We start from the raw sequence: 17513 nt of genomic DNA, 5'->3' as shown, positions 1-17513 counted from the left end.
GCCTGATGCCTCACTGCATCGGGCGCATGACTATTGTAACCATGATCTAAAGTGAGGGAATTCATGGAGGAACGCTTCTCAGGTACGGTTCTGGCTTCCGAACATCAGGAGGAGAACCCCGCGCGTTCGCTGGGCGAGATCGGCTTGAACAGTTTTGCGCCCTACCTGATGAACCGCCTGATGGCGCGCTATAATGCGAATCTCGCGGAAGCGCTGAAAGGCCGCCAGATCACGACAGTCAAATTGCGAACGCTGGCCGTCTTGAGTGTCACGCCTTCGGCCACGATCAACGAGCTTGCGGTCTTTACCGTGACCGAACAATCGACGATGAGCCGCACGCTCGATTCCCTTGAAGAGCAGGGTTACATCCGCCGTCAGGCGCGTGCAGAAGACATGCGCATTCGCGATATTTCGATGACCGAAGAAGGCCGCAACATTTTTAACGAAGCATGGCCGGTCATGTATGATCTGCTGTTGCAATTGTTTGAAGGCATTGATGAAGACGAGCATCGCGCCTTTGTCGGCACCTTGCAGAAAATGCTGCGCAATATCCGTAAGAACGAACTTTGATAGTATGCTGAATAATAGGCCGATCCGCTCTCAAGTGCGGATCGGCCTTTTCGTGGCTTAGTCCGTCGAGCGTGACGGAATCAGCGCGGTTGCCACAGCGGCCAAAGCGGCGACGATGGCAAAGATATAGAAGTTCCACTGCGGGCCGACATTGAGGCTTGCGATCAATCCGCCCAGAAGCGGACCCGACAGCGCGCCAATGCGCGAGAAGCTCAGCGCCCAGCCGGTTCCGGCAGAACGGATCGAGGAATCGAGCCGCTGGGCAAGAAAGCCCGTGAGAACCAGCGACGCGGACACGGTGCCAAAACCGGCAATCGCGACAAACACATAGTTCATCATCAGCGAGCCCTTGAAGGCGAGCGCCACAATGCCAAGCGCGCCCAGCGCATAGGAGCAGGCAACCGTGCGGCGCACGCCAAAGCGATCCGCCCATGTGCCCAATACAATACCGCCAATCGCCGAGCTGAGGCTGAAGACAGCAAGGAACAGCAGGCTGTTGCCAAGATCATAGCCATTCTTGCGCATGATCTGCGGCAGCCATTGCGCGAGACCATAGACCAAGAGCAGCCCCATGAAGAGTGCGATCCAGAAACAGGCGGTTTCGAACGCCTTTTTCGGGGAGAAGATTTCGCTGAAAACGGTGCGCCAGCCAACCTTGCCATGCTTGCGGACAATTGCCGCCGGAACGCCGACGCCCATGCGCGCTGCCGTCTTGCGTGCTGCATCATGCTTGCCGCGCTGGACCAGCGATTCCACGCTTTCCGGCAGGAATGCGAGGAAGATCGGAACAAACAGCAGCGGGATTGCGCCGATCAGCACAATGGTGCGCCAGCCATGGGCTTCCAGAAAGCCACGACCGCACAAGGCGGCGGCAAGCAATCCCATTGAATAACCCGAATACATGAGACCGTAGTTGAAGCTCTTCTTCTTGATCGGGGAATATTCCACCGTCAGCGCGGCTGCGACCGGAATAATCCCGCCAAGCCCGATGCCCGAAATAAACCGGCTCAATCCGAAGATGAAAGGCGACGGCGCCATGGCGCTGACGATCATGCACAGCGAAAACAGGGTGATACAGGCGACGAATAGCGGTTTGCGCCCATGAAGCTCGCTCAGCGTGCCCGCAAGAATGCCGCCGATCAGCATGCCTATCACCGTATAGCTGCCGATGGCGCCAAGCTCTATCGGCGTCAGTTGCCAGACCGGATCGACCGACAAGGCGGGCAGAATGGCCCCGATGACGCCGACATCATAGCCTTCCGCAAAAATGGCAAGCCAGCACAGGCCGACGACGAGCAGGCTTTTGCCTGCCGATATTTCCTTTCCGGCAACAGCCGGCGCATCTATGCTCTGCGCTTGAGACATAGTCCTTCCCCTTTTTTCTTTGAAATAGCGGCGCGCTTCTCTCAGAGCGTCGCGATTGTTTTCAGCGCGCCATCAAGCGCGATACCCTGTTCGTCCAGCAAGGCTGCCTGCCGCAGGCGCCGCAACCAGGCCGCGCCGTCGTCCCGCTCGGTCAGAACAGGCAAGGCGGACAGAACGCGGTCGAATTTCGACAGGCCACGCGAATGCGTGTCGGAGTAGCCCTTGACCAGACGGCGGCAGGCTAGAACTTCAACTGCGAGATCATAGTTCTGCGGCAAAGCGATAAGCGCCTGCGCCAGCCAGGCTTCGCGATGTTCAACCTCGCGCTGATGGCGCAGGCTGCCGCGTCGAAAACGCCGCAGCCCCGAAACGACATAAAGCCCGGTGAACCAGAACAATGTTCCCGTATTCACCCGGCGACCCTTGCTGATGCGCTTGTCGAGCCAGGTAAAGAGTTTTGGTCGATTTTCGATCCAGGCGCCGATGCCTTTCGGCAAAGTGCCGCACACTTCTTCCATGCGCGGATGCATATATTCGGTCGTATAGGCAATCTGGTCTTTCTTGAGGCCGATTTCCTTACGCACCCGCTCAAACCGCGAGCCCCGCACCTTGATTTCGGCCACCCGGACCACATCGTCATAGGCCATGGCGATAGCGACATATTTTGCCGCCTGTTCGGTGAAGGCAAAGCCATGCGCCGTGCCGCCATTATCGCGATCCGCCTTGAGCAAGGCAGCGCAACGGGTCAGATATTCATCCGCATAGGCCGGGTCCTGAAACTCGGTCAGTTTCTTGATGCCCGCAAAAAACATCGGATGACATTCACCCGGGAATTCGCTGCGAATGCGCTTGATAAGCCCGTCAAGTGCCGGATGATCGGACCGTTCAGGCAAAGGGTCGAGCCGCTTTGCGGGCGTTGCCGCAAGCTTGTCATTCGCGCCGCCAAGCGCGCGCTGATAGGCAGCTTCAAAAGCCCTGAGGCTTGCCTCGATGCCCTTGCCGCCAGACTTGATGGTCGCTTCGAAGGCGGCCTTGTCGAAAGGCAAAGCGCCGGCAGCCGCAAGCGCGCCGAACAAAGCCGAAGATACCACGCTGCCGCTTTTTGTCGCCAGCGCTTCCATGTCAAAGGCAATGGTCTTGCGCGCTGCAAAGGCCGTCGCGTCCTCAACCACCACCGGATTACCGGTGCCGTCGCCCGGCTTTTCCTTTTCGCCCACCGCGAAGGAGCGATGGGTGGAGGTGATGAGCAATGTCTTGTCGGGCGTCACGAGGCCGCGCAGCACCGAGCGCCCCGCTTCCATCAATTCAGCCGCGATGACGATATCGACGTCGCCGGGCGTGGGCATCAGCGACAGGATCGGATGCGCCCCTTCGCGGGCCCGCAACAGTTCGAGATAATAGATCGTCGCGCCGGTTCTCTGCGCCACGCCGGGCACGGATGTGGTCTGCGCGACCCAGCCATTGGTTTCCGCCAGCGCCACAACCCAGTCGGCCAGAACGCCGCCGCCCTGACCGCCCATGGCGAGAATAGCAATCGATAGCGGCTTGTCCTGCGAAAGAGGGGTGGACGGCGATGCATTCAATGTAGACATGGCCTGTTCCTCAATCCGCAAAGACAATGCGCGACGCGCGGCGGCGCTTTTGCAGCCAGCCGATGACGCCGGAGCGCAGACGATGCGCGAACTTGTCCCAACCCGTCGGGTTGTGGATGACATCGGCGCGATAGAAGGACGGGCACAGAACCGCCGCTTCCGAAACCTCACCGCAATTGCCGCAACCGACGCAGGAATTGTCGATGGCCGCGACCGGATCGTCCTTCAGCGGATCGTCGGTGTGCTTCACCGAAAGCGACGGACAACCCGACAGACGGATGCAGGCGTGATCACCGGTACACACATCCTCATCGACACCGAAACGCTGCTTGACCATCCGCTTGCCGTCCTTGACGGCCTTGGCGAATTGCGGCTTCACGCGGCGCTGCTTGTTGAGCATGCATTCCGACGACGCCACGATGATCTTTGGGCCTTTTTCTTCCGTCGTCAGCGCTTCCTTCAGCGTGTCGCGCATCTTTGCAACGTCATAGGTGTGGTCGATCTGGCGGACCCAGCCCGCACCAATTCCCTTGACCGCATCGACGATGGAATTGTTGGTCTTGCGGCGCGGATTGATCGCTCTGGAGGACATCACGTCCTGACCGCCCGTCGCCGACGAATAGTAATTGTCGACCACGAGGATGACGCCGTCCTGCTTGTTGAAGACGGCATTGCCGACCGAAGTGGCAAGACCGTTGTGCCAGAAACCGCCATCACCCATCACGGAAATGGAGCGTTTGCCCGCAGGCACGTTGAAAGCGGAGGCCGAGGCCGGACCAAGGCCGTACCCCATGGTCGTGCCGCCGAGATTGAACGGCGGCAGAATGGAAAAGAGGTGGCAGCCGATATCGGCTGACACGTGATGCTCGCCGAGCTCCTTTTCCACCAGCTTCATGGCGGCGAAGATCGGGCGTTCCGGGCAACCGGTGCAGAAACCTGCGGGGCGCGGCGGCACCACTTCGGCCAGCGCCTTGACGCGCTCATCGGCCAGAACCGGCGACGGATCAGGCAGAGGCGGACGGTTGCCGAGCAATTGCGGCGCATGCGCATCGAAGAATGCCGTCAGGCCTTTGAGCAGCACGGGCGTCGTATATTCGCCGCCGAGCGGCAGCACGTCCTTGCCGGACAGTTTTGTCTGTATATCGCGGCGGCGCAGCAGCGTATGCAGCGCCTGCTCGATATATTCAGGCGCGCCCTCCTCCAGCATCACCACGGCTTTTTTGCCGGCAACGAAGTCGATGACCTCGTCGTCTATCATCGGATAGGCGACATTCATCACATAGAGCGGAACCCGGCTTTCGCCGTAAACATCGGCCAGCCCCATTTGCTGCAAGGCGCGCATGGCGCTGTTGTAAAGCCCGCCTTGCAGGATGATGCCGACATCGCCCTCTTTCGGGCCGAAATATTCGTTGAGACGATTGGCTTTGACGAACTCGACGGCTGCGGGCCAGCGCTTTTCGAGCTTTTCCTTCTCATGCAGGAAAGATGCAGGCGGCAGGACGATGCGGTTGACGTCGCGCTTCGGATTTTCCAGTGCTTCGGCCAGCGTGTGGGCAGGCCGCTTGTTATCCTTCGCCACAAACTGACCATGCACGTGGCAGCTGCGAATGCCGACCTGCAACATGACCGGCGTGTTGGAGGCTTCCGACAGTTCAAAGCCTTTTTCAACGGCTTCCACAATCGAAGGCAGGTTGGGCCGCGGCGTCAAAAGCCACATTTGCGATTTCATCGCATAGGCATGGCTGCGCTCCTGCATGATGGAGGAGCCTTCGCCATAATCCTCGCCGATGATGACCAGCGCGCCGCCGGTCACACCGCCAGAGGCAAGGTTGGACAGGGCGTCGGAGGCGACATTGGTGCCAGCCGTCGATTTCCACGTCACCGCACCGCGCACCGGATACATCACGGAGGCGGAAAGCATGGCTGCGGCTGCGGCTTCCGATGCGGACGATTCGAAATGGACGCCCAAGTCTTCCATAACGTCCTTCGCATCCGCGAGAACATCCATCAGATGCGAAATCGGCGATCCCTGATAGCCGCCGACATAGGACACGCCCGACTGCAACAGCGCCTTGGTGATGGCGAGAATGCCTTCACCACTGAAAATTTCGCCTGAGCCGAGTTTCAGATCCTCGACCTCGCGGGCGAATGACCGCTCCGCCATGATAGTTCCCCTTTTCCGTTTGCCGGAATATCAATTCATTTGCATCAGCATATTTTCCAATTCTAAACTGTGTCAATAGCGGTTTTTGGTGTGATTATAATTATTGCATTTGCATATTTTAGTTCACAGCCATTTCCCCTGTGTCGTAGGCGATATGAAAAAGATGGCGATTTTTTCACTTGACGCGTCGAAGTCGCCAATTATATTTTAAACTTAAAATAATTAACCGGCGCCGTTCGGCAGCATATCGGAAAGGGAACTCAACATGCGTATCGTGTGTATTGGAGGAGGTCCGGCCGGCCTTTATTTCGGCCTTCTGATGAAAAAACTTCATCCGGAACATGACATTACGGTCGTGGAGCGGAACCGCCCCTATGACACGTTCGGCTGGGGCGTGGTGTTTTCCGACGCGACCATGGAATCCATGAAGGTCTGGGACCCGGAAAGTGCGGCCGAAATTCAGGACGCCTTCAATCACTGGGACGATATCGAGGTGCTGTTCAAGGGCACGCGCCAGCGCACCAGCGGTCACGGCTTTGTCGGCATCGGGCGCAAGCGCCTGCTCAACATTCTTCAGCTGCGCTGCGAAGCGCTGGGCGTGAAGCTGCAATTTGAAACCGACGTGGAAAGCGATCTCGATTTCCCGGACGCCGATCTCATCATCGCTTCGGACGGTCTGAACTCCCGCATTCGCAATCGCTATGAGGATGTGTTCGAGCCTGATCTGATCGTGCGGCCCAATCGCTATATCTGGCTCGGCACGGAAAAACTGTTCGACGCCTTTACCTTCGACTTCCGCAAGACCGATCACGGCTGGTTCCAGGCGCATATCTACAAGTTCGACGACAAAACCTCGACCTTCATCATCGAAACCACCGAGGAAGCCTATCTGGCGCATGGCCTGGACCAGATGGACCAGACAGCATCCATCGATTTCTGCGAAAAGCTGTTTGCGGAAACGCTGGAAGGCGTGCCGCTGATGACCAATGCGCGCCATATGCGCGGCTCGGCCTGGTTGAACTTCAACCGTCTGATTTGCGGAAAGTGGAGCCACTTCAACGGCAACTCCCATGTGGTGCTGATGGGTGACGCAGCCCATACCGCGCATTTCGCCATCGGATCGGGCACAAAACTCGCCATCGACGACGCGATTGAACTGGCCAACCAGTTCCAGAAGCTCGGTCACGGCAAGGAAGGCATTCCTGAAGTGCTGCACGCCTATGAGGAGATCCGCCGGGTCGATGTCGCACGCATTCAAAACGCTGCACGCAATGCCATGGAATGGTTCGAGGTCGTAGGCCAGCGTTATGCCGACACGCTGGAGCCGGAACAGTTCATGTATTCCATGCTCACGCGCTCGCAGCGCATCAGCCACGAAAATCTGCGCCTGCGCGACAAGAACTGGCTGGAAGGCTATGAGCGCTGGTTTGCCCGCAAGCAGGGGCTGAACGTGACGGAAGACGAGCGTTGCCTGCCGCCAATGTTCACGCCCTATACGCTGCGCGGCGTGACGCTGCCAAACCGCATCGTCGTGTCGCCGATGGCGATGTATTCCGCGACCGATGGCCTGATCGATGATTTCCATATGGTGCATCTGGGCAGCCGCGCCATGGGCGGCGCGGGACTGGTCTTTGCCGAAATGACCTGCGTGTCGCCTGATGCGCGGATTACGCCCGGCTGTCTCGGTATCTGGAACGATGCACAGGCCGAAGGCTGGAAGCGCGTTGTCGATTTCGTGCACGGCAACAGCAATGCCAAGGTTGCCATGCAGATCGGCCATGCCGGACGTAAAGGCGCGACCAAGCTTGCATGGGAAGGCATTGATCAGCCATTGGACGACGGCGCGTGGCCGCTGCTGTCCGCCTCCGCCCTCCCCTACCTCAAGCACAGCCAGACGCCGAAGGCGATGGACCGCGCCGACATGGATCGGGTGAAAGCGGATTTCGTCGCCGCCACCAAACGCGCTGCGGAAGCTGGCGTCGATTGGCTCGAACTGCACTGTGCCCATGGCTATCTTCTGTCGAGCTTCCTGTCGCCGCTCACCAACCGGCGCGAGGACGAATATGGCGGCAGTTATGAAAACCGCGCACGTTATCCGCTGGAAGTCTTCCACGCAGTCCGCGAAGTCTGGCCGCAGGACAAGCCGATCTCGGTTCGTCTTTCCTGCCACGACTGGTTTGAAGGCGGCAACACGCCGGAAGATGCAGCCATCTTCGCGGATATGTTCAAGGCCGCAGGCGCCGATCTGATCGACTGTTCGTCGGGTCAGGTCTGGAAGGAAGAAAAGCCGGTCTATGGCCGTCTGTTCCAGACCCCGTTCTCCGACAAGATCCGCAACGAAATCCATATTCCGACGATCGCCGTCGGTGCGATTTCGGAAGCCGATCATGCGAATTCGATCATCGCCGCTGGACGCGCCGATCTCTGTGCTGTGGCACGCCCGCATCTTGCCGATCCGGCATGGGCGCTGCATGAGGCGGCAAAGATCGGTATCAACTCCATCGCGTGGCCGAAGCAATATCGCTCCAGCAAGTATCAGTATGAAGCCAATCTCGCCCGCGCCGCCACAGCGCCGCAAGGCGCGAAGTAACGGGAGATTGCGATGAACGATGCCGCTGTTGGTCTTGCCCTTTCCGGCAAGCATGCGCTGGTCACCGGCGCCGGTAGCGGCATCGGCGCCGCCATCGCCGTCGGTCTTGCGCGCGCCGGGGCCAATGTGACCCTGGCGGGTCGCCGCCGCGAACCGCTGGAAGCAACCGCCGCCCTTCTGGACTGGCAGCGATGCTTCATTGCCGATGGTTTCGATGTGACCAACCGCGAAGCCATTGCAACCGGGCTGGACAGCGCGCGCGCCGCTTTCGGGCCGGTCAGCATTCTTGTCAACAATGCCGGGGAAGCACCGAGCGCACCTTTCGAGAAAACCAGCCTCGACATGTGGAGCCGTGTACTCGACGTCGATCTGACCGGCGTTTTCAATGTAACGCAGGCCACCCTTGACGATATCAAGGCGGGCGGCAAAGGCGGGCGCATCATCAATATCGCCTCCACGGCGGGCCTGAGCGGCTATGCTTATGTCTCGGCCTATTGCGCCGCAAAGCACGGGGTCGTCGGGTTGACCAGAGCACTGGCGCTGGAACTCGCCCGCAAGGGCGTGACCGTCAACGCCGTTTGCCCCGGCTTCACCGATACGCCGATCATTTCCCGCTCGATTGCCGCTATTGTCGCGAAGACCGGGCGGTCGGAGGACGATGTGCTGGCGGAATTCGTCAAGGCGAACCCGCAGGGACGTCTGATACAGCCGGAAGAAGTGGCTGAAACCGTGCTGTGGCTCACATCGCCCGGCGCGCAATCGATAACTGGACAGGCGATTGCAATCGCCGGTGGGGAGGTAATGGCAGGATGAGCGACGGCACTGTTTCGATGGCGAGCAATCTGAAGCCCTTCAAGGATTATCAGGCGACGCATTTTCTATGGCAGACGAGCGAAGACGGTCGCGTTGCCACGCTTACCCTGAACCGCCCGGACCGGAAAAATCCGCTGACGTTTGAAAGCTATGCCGAGCTGCGCGACCTGTTTCGCAACCTCGTCTATGCCTCCGACGTGCGCACCATCGTCCTGACCGGCGCTGGAGGAAACTTCTCGTCGGGCGGCGATGTTTTCGAGATCATCCAACCGCTGACCCATATGACGATGCCAGATCTTCTGGCTTTCACGCGCATGACAGGCGATGTCGTCAAGGCCATGCGCAAATGTCCGCAGCAGATCATTGCCGCCGTTGACGGCATTTGCGCAGGCGCTGGCGCCATTCTGGCCATGGCATCGGATTTGCGCATCGCCACGCCGGAAGCCAAGACGGCCTTCCTCTTCGCCCGCGTCGGCCTTGCTGGCGCCGATATGGGCGCATGCGGCATTCTCCCGCGACTGATCGGCCAGGGCCGCGCATCGGAACTGCTTTATACCGGACGTTTCATGAGCGCTGACGAAGGCGAGCGCTGGGGCTTTTTCAACGCGCTGCATCCGCAGGGCGACCTCATCGGCAAGGCCGAAGCGCTGGCGCGCAACATCGCCGATGGCCCATGGTTCGCGCATAGCATGACCAAAACCATGCTCAATCAGGAATGGGCAATGGGCATTGAAGAGCTGGTGGAATCGGAAGCACAGGCGCAGGCCATTTGCATGGCGACGCAGGATTTCCGCCGCGCCTTTGAGGCTTTCGCAGCCAAGCAGAAGCCCGTTTTCGAGGGGAACTGACGATGGATAGTTCCGCAGCAAAACCGCTCACGCGGGAGTATCTCGACTGGCCGTTTTTTGACAAAGCCCACACCGACTGGGCCGCAAAACTGGATGCCTTTGCTAAAAGCCCGGCGCTGGCCGGTGTCGACCACAGCGACACGGACAATGCCTGCCGCGCGCTGGTGAAGGCACTCGGCCAAGCCGGGCTGCTGGAAGCAGCAGTCAGCCTGACTGGCGGCGAAGGTATCGATTCCCGCAAGCTTTGCATTGCCCGCGAGACACTGGCCTACCACGATGGTCTCGCTGATTTCGCTTTTGCCATGCAGGGCCTTGGCACCGGCGCGATCAGCCTCACCGCATCGGACGAACTCAAGCAGACCGTGCTGCCGAAAGTGGCAAGCGGCGAATGGATTTCGGCCTTTGCCCTGTCGGAAAAACTGGCGGGGTCCGACGTGGCGGCAATGAATTGCGCCGCCAGAGCCGACGGCGATGACTATGTGCTCGACGGTGAAAAGACGTGGATTTCCAATGGCGGCATCGCCGATGTCTACACCGTCTTTGCCCGCACGGGCGAAGCACCGGGAACACGGGGCATTTCGGCCTTTGTTGTTTTCGCCACCGATCCCGGCTTTTCCATCGCGGAACGCATTGATGTGATCGCGCCGCATCCATTGGCCACGATCCGCTTCGACAATTGCCGCATCCCGGCCTCGCGTCGCCTCGGTACGCCGGGCGAAGGTTTCAAGATCGCCATGCGCACGCTTGATATTTTCCGCGCATCGGTTGCGGCAGCAGCACTTGGCTTTGCACGCCGTGCCGCCAGCGAGGCGCTGTCCCATGCGCGGTCGCGCCCGATGTTCGGCGGCGCTTTGGCCGACTTGCAGCTGACACAAGCCACGCTCGGCGACATGGCGACCGATATCGACGCCGCTGCGCTTCTGACCTATCGCGCAGCATGGCGGCGCGACATTCAGAAGCTGAACACAACCAAGGAAGCCGCAATGGCCAAGATGGTTGCGACGGAAAACGCCCAGCAAACCATCGACAAGGCCGTGCAGATGTTTGGCGGTCGCGGTGTGAAAAGCGGCGAAATCGTCGAGCGGCTTTATCGCGAAATCCGCGCACTTCGCATCTATGAGGGCGCAACGGAAGTGCAGAAACTCATTATCGCGCGTGAACTACTGAAGGCAAATTAAAGCCCGCCACCGCGCGCATTTTCTGGAGACACAACATGCATAAGACACTTCAGCCGCAAGGCTGGGCCCGCCCCATCGGATATGCCAATGGCGTTGAAGCGCGTGGGCGCACCGTCTATATCGGCGGCCAGATCGGCTGGAACGAACAGCAACAGTTCGAGACCGACGATTTTGTCGAGCAGACCGAGCAGACATTAAAGAACATTGTCGCCATTCTGGCGGAAGCTGGCGGCAGGCCGGAGCATATCGCCTCCATGACCTGGTATTTCACCGACAAGGCTGAATATACCGCCAATCTGAAAGGCATCGGTCGCGCCTATCGCGATGTGATCGGCAAGCACTTCCCCGCCATGGCGGCGGTGCAGGTGGTCGCGCTGGTCGAAGACCGGGCCAAGATCGAAATACAGGCTTTTGCCGTGATACCGGACTGAGACCACCATGGCCGATAGACGCGAATTCTCCCCCGTTGTGACAGGCATGGTTGTCGATGGCATTCTTGTCGTCACGATCGACAACCCGCCGGTCAATGCCACCTCTGCCGAGGTGCGCAAAGGGCTTGCCGCAGCCATTCACCATGCTTCCGCAACAGCTGCGATCCGGGCGACCGTGCTGAGCGGTGCAGGCAAGATCTTCATCGGCGGGGCGGACATTCGCGAATTCGGCAAACCGCCGGTTGAACCGACATTGCCGGATGTCATCACGATCATCGAAAACGCCGACAAACCCGTGGTGGCCACAATCAACGGCCCCGCTTTGGGCGGCGGACTTGAAGTAGCACTTGCGGCTCACGCCCGCATCGCGTCGACCAGCGCCTCCTTTGCCTTGCCGGAAGTCAAGCTTGGGATCGTGCCCGGCGCTGGCGGCACACAGCGCCTGCCCCGATTGATCGGGTCGCTCGCAGCACTGGACATGATCGCCACGGGACGCCAGATTGCCCCGGATGAAGCGCTGCAACTGGACTTGATCGACCGGATTTCGGACGGCGATCTTGTGGCCGACGCTATCGCGCTTGCCCATGCGCTGGTCGGCAAGCCTTTGCGCCGGACCTGCGATCTGCCGGTTACCGCGCCCGATGCCGCCACCTTTGAACAGGCCAAAGCGAAGATACTGAAGAAAGCGCGTGGCGCGACCGCCCCTGGCGAAGCCGCGCGGCTGGTGCAGCTTTCCACCACGATCTCGATTGCCGAAGGTCTGGCCGAGGAACGGACAACCTTCATCCGCCTGCGCGACAGCGAAGAGGCGGCCGCCTTGCGGCATCTTTTCTTTGCCGAACGCGCCGCTGGAAAAGTCGAAGGCATGGAGGCAAAACCTCTGGCGCTTTCGACCATCGGCATTGCCGGGACCGGCCTGATGGGATCAGGCATTGCCGTCGCCTGCCTTGCCGCTGGCTACACGGTTATCGGCTATGAAACGACCGCGGAAGCAGCTGCCAAAGGCCATGCGCGGATCAGCGATATGATCCAGAAGGCTGTCGATACCGGCAGGCTTTCCACCGAAGCCGCAGACGCGCAACGCGCAAAGCTCTCCGTCAGTGCCGATATGGCTGCGCTTGCCGATGCCAATCTCGTCATCGAAGCCGTCTTCGATGATTTCACCGTCAAGGCATCGCTGTTCCGCGAGCTCGACGCTTTGCTGCCTCCGGCAACCATACTGGCAACCAATACCAGCTATCTCAATCCGGATGAACTGGCCGCCGTTACGAACCGCACCGACCGGGTGCTGGGATTACATTTCTTCTCGCCAGCCAATATCATGCGGCTTCTGGAAGTGGTGCGCTGCGCGGAGACCTCCGACGAGACGCTTGCAACGGGTATCGCCTTTGCCCGCAAAATCAAGAAGCTGCCCATCGTCACCGGTGTCTGTGAAGGCTTCATCGGCAACCGGATGTTTTCGGCCTATCGCACGGAAGCCGAGAAAATGCTGGCTGAAGGCGCCTATCCCGAAGATATCGATCGTGCCATGGAAGCCTATGGCTTTCCGATGGGACTCTTCGCGGTTTACGACATGGCCGGCCTGGAAATTGCCTGGGCGCGGCGCAAGAGAGCGGCGGCAAGCCGCGATCCTAACCTTCCCTATTTCGACGTTGCCGACAAACTATGCGAAGCCGGGCGTTTTGGCTGCAAGGCCGGTCTCGGCTGGTATCGCTATGCGGACGGTGTCCGCACAAGCGACCCCGACGTCCACGCGCTGATCGACGATTACCGCGCGCGCAACGCCATTGTTCCTCGCAGTTTCAGCGATGAAGCGATCATGCAGCGCCTGCTCGCCGCCATGGCGTATGAAGGGGAAGCCCTGCTTGAAGAAGGCATTGCGCGCCATTCCGACGACATTGATCTCGTTTTGGTCAACGGCTACAGCTTTCCCTCGATCAAGGGCGGCCCCCTGTTCGCGACACGCCAGACTGGAGAAACCCGATGACAGAAGCTTTCATCTGCGACTATATCCGCACCCCCATCGGACGTTTTGGCGGGGCGTTGTCCAGCATCCGCACGGACGATCTTGCCGCTATTCCGCTCAAAGCGCTGGTCGAGCGCAATCCGACGCTGGATTGCGAGGCGATTGAGGACGTGATTTTCGGCTGCGCCAATCAGGCAGGGGAAGATAACCGCAATGTTGCGCGCATGGCGGCACTGCTTGCCGGTTATCCCGTTACCGCCACCGGTACGACGATCAACAGGCTCTGCGGTTCCGGGATGGACGCCGTGCTTACCGCCGCGCGTGCCATTCGGGCAGGCGAAGCAGAGCTTATGATTGCGGGTGGTGTGGAAAGCATGAGCCGCGCACCCTTTGTTTTACCTAAAGCAGACAGCCCGTTCTCGCGCCGCGCAGAAATTCACGATACGACAATTGGCTGGCGTTTCGTCAATCCGGTGATGAAAGCTCAATACGGCATCGACTCCATGCCGGAGACCGGGGATCACGTGGCTGTCGATTACGCGGTCACACGCGCCGATCAGGATGAATTCGCCTTGCGAAGCCAGAAGAAGACTGCAGCAGCACAAAGCAACGGCCGACTGGCGCAAGAAATAACGCCCGTTTCCATTCCTCAGCGCAAGGGTGATCCCGTGGTCGTCGGTGCTGACGAACATCCGCGCGAAACCACGCTGGACGCACTGGCCAAACTGAAACCAATCAACCGGCTGGAAGGTGCCACGGTTACAGCTGGGAATGCGTCGGGCGTCAACGATGGAGCGGCAGCGCTCATCATTGCTTCGGAAGCCGCTGCCCGCAAGTTCGGCCTCACGCCTGTTGCTCGAGTTCTGGGTGGTGCTACGGCAGGAGTTCCTCCACGCATCATGGGTATCGGCCCGGCGCCAGCCAGCCAGAAATTGATGGCACGGCTGGGAATGAAGCAGGAGCAGTTCGATATAATCGAACTGAATGAAGCTTTCGCCAGCCAGGGATTGGCCACGTTACGTCTTCTTGGAGTTGCCGACGACGACATCCGCGTCAATCCGAATGGCGGTGCCATCGCTCTCGGACATCCGCTCGGCATGTCCGGAGCACGCATCACCGGCACGGCAGCGCTGGAACTGAAACTTGGCGGTGGTCGTTTTGCGCTCGCCACGATGTGCATCGGTGTGGGGCAAGGTATCGCCATCGCGCTTGAAAGGGTTTAACGTCCATCGCAACGATCAGCCCTTTAGAGCGCGTCAGTCTGCAATCAAGGCAAGCGTATCTCGATGCCTAACAAAGTTTCTGCAAAAGTCGTTGCGTTGCTTCAATGTCCTGGATCATCAGACTGCCCGCTTTTTTTGCGTCGCCGGCACGAATGGCATCCAGCATTTCGTAATGATAGGCTGAATAAGGATGGATAATACCCTGGTCCACTTGCTGACGGACATGATTGGAAAGAAGGCGCATATAGGGTCCAAGTCGCAGCCACAGCGTTTCAATCATCTGGGGTAATGTTTCCGATCCCGATAGTTCGTAGATCGTGAAATGAAACTCTTGGTTCTTGCGCAGCATCTCATAGATCTTGCCTTCTTGACCGAGAGCTTCATGCTCCCGCGCGAGCGTCAGACAGCGGTCAATATCGGCAGCCGTCATCCGCGGCGTTGCAAGTTCGGTGGCGAGCCCCTCGAGAGCAACGCGGACCCGACAAATGTCATCCAGCCGTGTCCGCGAAATATCAGGCACACGTGCCGATCCATTACGGGCGATTTCCAGTCCGTTCTCCGCCGCCAGCCGTCGCAGCGCCTCACGTACGGGCATATGGCTTGTGCCGAACTCCTCGGCAAGTGAAGCGATCGTCACCGCCTGCGACGGCTCGAATGAGCCCCACATCAAAGCCTGGCGAAGCTGTTGGTAGACACCGTCCTGCACAGTTACGCGCGAGGATACCTTCAACAGACGGGTTTCACCGATCATTTGCTTCAAATCCCTTGTCTCCGTGTTCCTCAGTTATAGCATTTTACCACCCGATAGGATCACCGGGTGTCGCATAAATACGGTGAAAACAACAGGTTCGAGCAGAAATCGGCATGGAACCAAAAGGCTTAATCGAGCGCCAGCCTATCCAGCGCATCACACAAGGCTTCCGTTTCCATCAGGGAGGTCACCGACCCAGGTGAAAACCGCAGAATACGACTGCGACAATCACAGTAAAAATTTTCAACCTTCAATGCGGTCACGATCACGGCCGCCTTTTCAGCCGAAACCGCTTGCACCATCACGCTGCCGCCGCGCTCTTCAGGCCTTTCTGGAGAGACCAACGACAGTGCAGTGTTGGCAGCGACCCGTTCCACAATCTTGCCGGTCAACAGTTCGTTATGCCGGGCCAGCACGTCGACACCTGTCGCGGAAACAAAATCAAGGCCGGGTTGCGAGGCTATAGCCGCCAGCACGGCAGGCGTGCCATGGTCGAAGCGCCGCGCATCGTCGGCATAGGCAAAAGTATCAAGATCCCAGGAAAACGGATTAGGTTGACTAAACCAGCCACGCAATTCCGGCTTGCAAGTCGTCAATAGTCCCGGACGCACATAGATTGCCCCCGCTCCCGAACTTCCACAAAGCCATTTGAGAGACGATCCCACCACGACATCTATCTCTCCGACGGAAAAGGGGCGGATGCCTACGCCCTGGGTGACATCTGCAACGATGATCGTGCCGTGCTGCCTGCCGTGTTTGGACATCAGGTCCAGGTCGGCGCGCTTCGATGTCGTGGACGACACCCATGTCACCAACGCAATCGCAACATCGCTGCCCCAAGCATCGATGAAATCCTCGTCGCGTACAAAACTCTCGCCCTGTCTCATGGGTACGGTTTCGAGCGTAAATCCGAACCGCGCCTGCAACCCGGCCAGCAAAAAATGCAGACTCGGGAAGCAATCGGCGGCGGCCAGAATTCGGCGGCCGCGCAATAATTCCTCAGGCAGTGCACCGATCAGACTGTAAAGGGCCAGTGTCACATTCTCTGCAGTAGTCATGGAGCCTGCGGGAGCGCCAATCAGGTTCTCCCAGCTTCGGATGAAATGCCCGCGCTCCGCCAGCATTGCCGGCCATTGAGAGTCATTTTCTGCCGACCAGATATCCGAATAACGACTAAGTGCCGCTTTCACCTTTTCCGCTTTACCCGGAAAGGTACCGATCGAGTGATAGAGAAAATAACCGCTCATATTATGCCTGCCATTGCTGTTGCCGATATCCGCCGATGAAACCAGAATTGGACTATCGGACTCTCTCCTTTTTGAACCGCGCCTCAAGAAGCGCGACCAAGCGCACCAGCGGCAGCAGGAGGATGAGATAGATAAGCGCTGCGCCGATCAATGGTGTCGGATTGGCATAAAGCGCCTGCGCGTCCTGCGCTTCCTTCAAAAGCTCGGGCAGAGCCACAGTAGACGCCAATGCGGTGTCCTTGAACATGGAAACACAATTGCTGGTAGTCGGCGGAATGATGATACGGATCGCCTGTGGCAGAACCACTTTCCACAGAGTAACCGGGAATGGAATTCCAAGCGCAGAAGCAGCTTCGAACTGGCCGCGTGGTACACTTTCGATGCCGGACCGGAACACTTCCGCCGAATATGCCGCCATAACCATGGAGAAGGACATGATGGCAGAGGTCCAGGCAGAAAAGCGTATCCCGATGAATGGCAGTGCATAATAGATCAGGATCAGCACGACCAAAACCGGCATGGCGCGGAATACATCGATATAGGCGATCGCGAGATAACGAAGAACCTTCGGTCCGTAGATACGGACAATACTGATCAGCAAGCCCGACAGAACACCAAAGAAAATGCTGGCGATACCGATGAGAAACGTATTGAGCAGGCCACGTCCAAGCGCTGGCAGGCTCGAAGCGAGAACATCGGTGTTCAGGAAGGTTTCGACGAATGTCATATTGGCGTCCTTCGCAGGCAAATCCTGGGAGCGCACGACCGGTCAGTC

Annotated in this window: 14 protein-coding genes; 8 read left to right on the top strand and 6 right to left on the bottom strand. The window is 58.9% G+C overall.

The features are described 5' to 3' along the window. The first annotated feature begins 63 nt into the window (after positions 1–63). Entirely contained in the window at positions 64–570 is a 507-nt protein-coding gene (locus FG152_RS01080) for a MarR family winged helix-turn-helix transcriptional regulator (protein ID WP_010659191.1), read from the top strand. 57 nt (positions 571–627) lie between these two features. Here the strand turns inward: FG152_RS01080 and FG152_RS01075 are convergent, their stop codons facing one another. Genes FG152_RS01075 through FG152_RS01065 form a run of 3 tightly spaced genes read right to left on the bottom strand, consistent with a single transcriptional unit; the run spans position 628 to position 5691 of the window. Then, positions 628–1935 carry an MFS transporter gene (locus FG152_RS01075; protein ID WP_010659192.1) on the bottom strand — a complete coding sequence of 436 codons (1308 nt, stop codon included), beginning with the start codon at positions 1933–1935 and terminating at the stop codon, positions 628–630. Between the two features lie 41 nt (positions 1936–1976). Further along, positions 1977–3527, bottom strand: coding sequence for an indolepyruvate oxidoreductase subunit beta family protein (locus tag FG152_RS01070; RefSeq protein WP_010659193.1), 1551 nt, complete (start codon positions 3525–3527; stop codon positions 1977–1979). Between the two features lie 10 nt (positions 3528–3537). Continuing rightward, positions 3538–5691: a ferredoxin family protein gene (locus FG152_RS01065; protein WP_010659194.1), complete on the bottom strand. Its 2154-nt coding sequence runs from the start codon at positions 5689–5691 to the stop codon at positions 3538–3540. A gap of 265 nt (positions 5692–5956) precedes the next feature. Between FG152_RS01065 and FG152_RS01060 the strand changes: the two genes are divergently transcribed. The 7 genes from FG152_RS01060 to pcaF are packed head-to-tail and all read left to right on the top strand — an operon-like array spanning position 5957 to position 14740. After that, positions 5957–8281 (top strand): bifunctional salicylyl-CoA 5-hydroxylase/oxidoreductase, encoded by a 2325-nt coding sequence (locus FG152_RS01060; RefSeq protein WP_010659195.1) that lies wholly within the window; start codon positions 5957–5959, stop codon positions 8279–8281. 12 nt (positions 8282–8293) lie between these two features. Continuing rightward, positions 8294–9094 (top strand): SDR family NAD(P)-dependent oxidoreductase, encoded by an 801-nt coding sequence (locus FG152_RS01055; RefSeq protein WP_010659196.1) that lies wholly within the window; start codon positions 8294–8296, stop codon positions 9092–9094. After that, complete coding sequence (locus FG152_RS01050) at positions 9091–9942, top strand: enoyl-CoA hydratase family protein (protein ID WP_010659197.1); 852 nt, start codon at positions 9091–9093, stop codon at positions 9940–9942. Before FG152_RS01055 ends, FG152_RS01050 begins: the two co-directional genes overlap by 4 nt. Positions 9943–9944: 2 nt before the next feature. Next, positions 9945–11120, top strand: a complete 1176-nt coding sequence (locus tag FG152_RS01045) for an acyl-CoA dehydrogenase family protein (protein WP_010659198.1) — start codon at positions 9945–9947, stop codon at positions 11118–11120. A 35-nt stretch (positions 11121–11155) separates the two neighbouring features. Beyond that, positions 11156–11551: a RidA family protein gene (locus FG152_RS01040; protein ID WP_010659199.1), complete on the top strand. Its 396-nt coding sequence runs from the start codon at positions 11156–11158 to the stop codon at positions 11549–11551. Positions 11552–11558: 7 nt separating this feature from the next. After that, positions 11559–13538: a 3-hydroxyacyl-CoA dehydrogenase NAD-binding domain-containing protein gene (locus FG152_RS01035; protein WP_010659200.1), complete on the top strand. Its 1980-nt coding sequence runs from the start codon at positions 11559–11561 to the stop codon at positions 13536–13538. Then, entirely contained in the window at positions 13535–14740 is a 1206-nt protein-coding gene (gene pcaF, locus FG152_RS01030; RefSeq protein WP_010659201.1) for a 3-oxoadipyl-CoA thiolase, read from the top strand. Before FG152_RS01035 ends, pcaF begins: the two co-directional genes overlap by 4 nt. A 67-nt stretch (positions 14741–14807) precedes the next feature. On the opposite strand, the gene FG152_RS01025 is transcribed toward pcaF, so the two are convergent. The 3 genes from FG152_RS01025 to FG152_RS01015 form a co-directional block, all read right to left on the bottom strand. Beyond that, positions 14808–15491 carry a GntR family transcriptional regulator gene (locus tag FG152_RS01025; RefSeq protein WP_010659202.1) on the bottom strand — a complete coding sequence of 228 codons (684 nt, stop codon included), beginning with the start codon at positions 15489–15491 and terminating at the stop codon, positions 14808–14810. A gap of 128 nt (positions 15492–15619) precedes the next feature. Further along, positions 15620–16738, bottom strand: a complete 1119-nt coding sequence (locus FG152_RS01020) for an aminotransferase class V-fold PLP-dependent enzyme (RefSeq protein ID WP_010659203.1) — start codon at positions 16736–16738, stop codon at positions 15620–15622. Positions 16739–16790: 52 nt separating this feature from the next. Then, a complete protein-coding gene (locus tag FG152_RS01015; protein ID WP_010659204.1) occupies positions 16791–17465 on the bottom strand; it encodes an amino acid ABC transporter permease in 675 nt (224 codons plus the stop codon). Positions 17466–17513: the final 48 nt, after the last annotated feature.

The organism is Ochrobactrum sp. XJ1, assembly GCF_024701725.1.
Taxonomy (GTDB): domain Bacteria; phylum Pseudomonadota; class Alphaproteobacteria; order Rhizobiales; family Rhizobiaceae; genus Brucella; species Brucella anthropi.
Note: the sequence above shows the minus strand (reverse complement) of the source record. Positions and strands in the feature narration are given on the sequence as shown.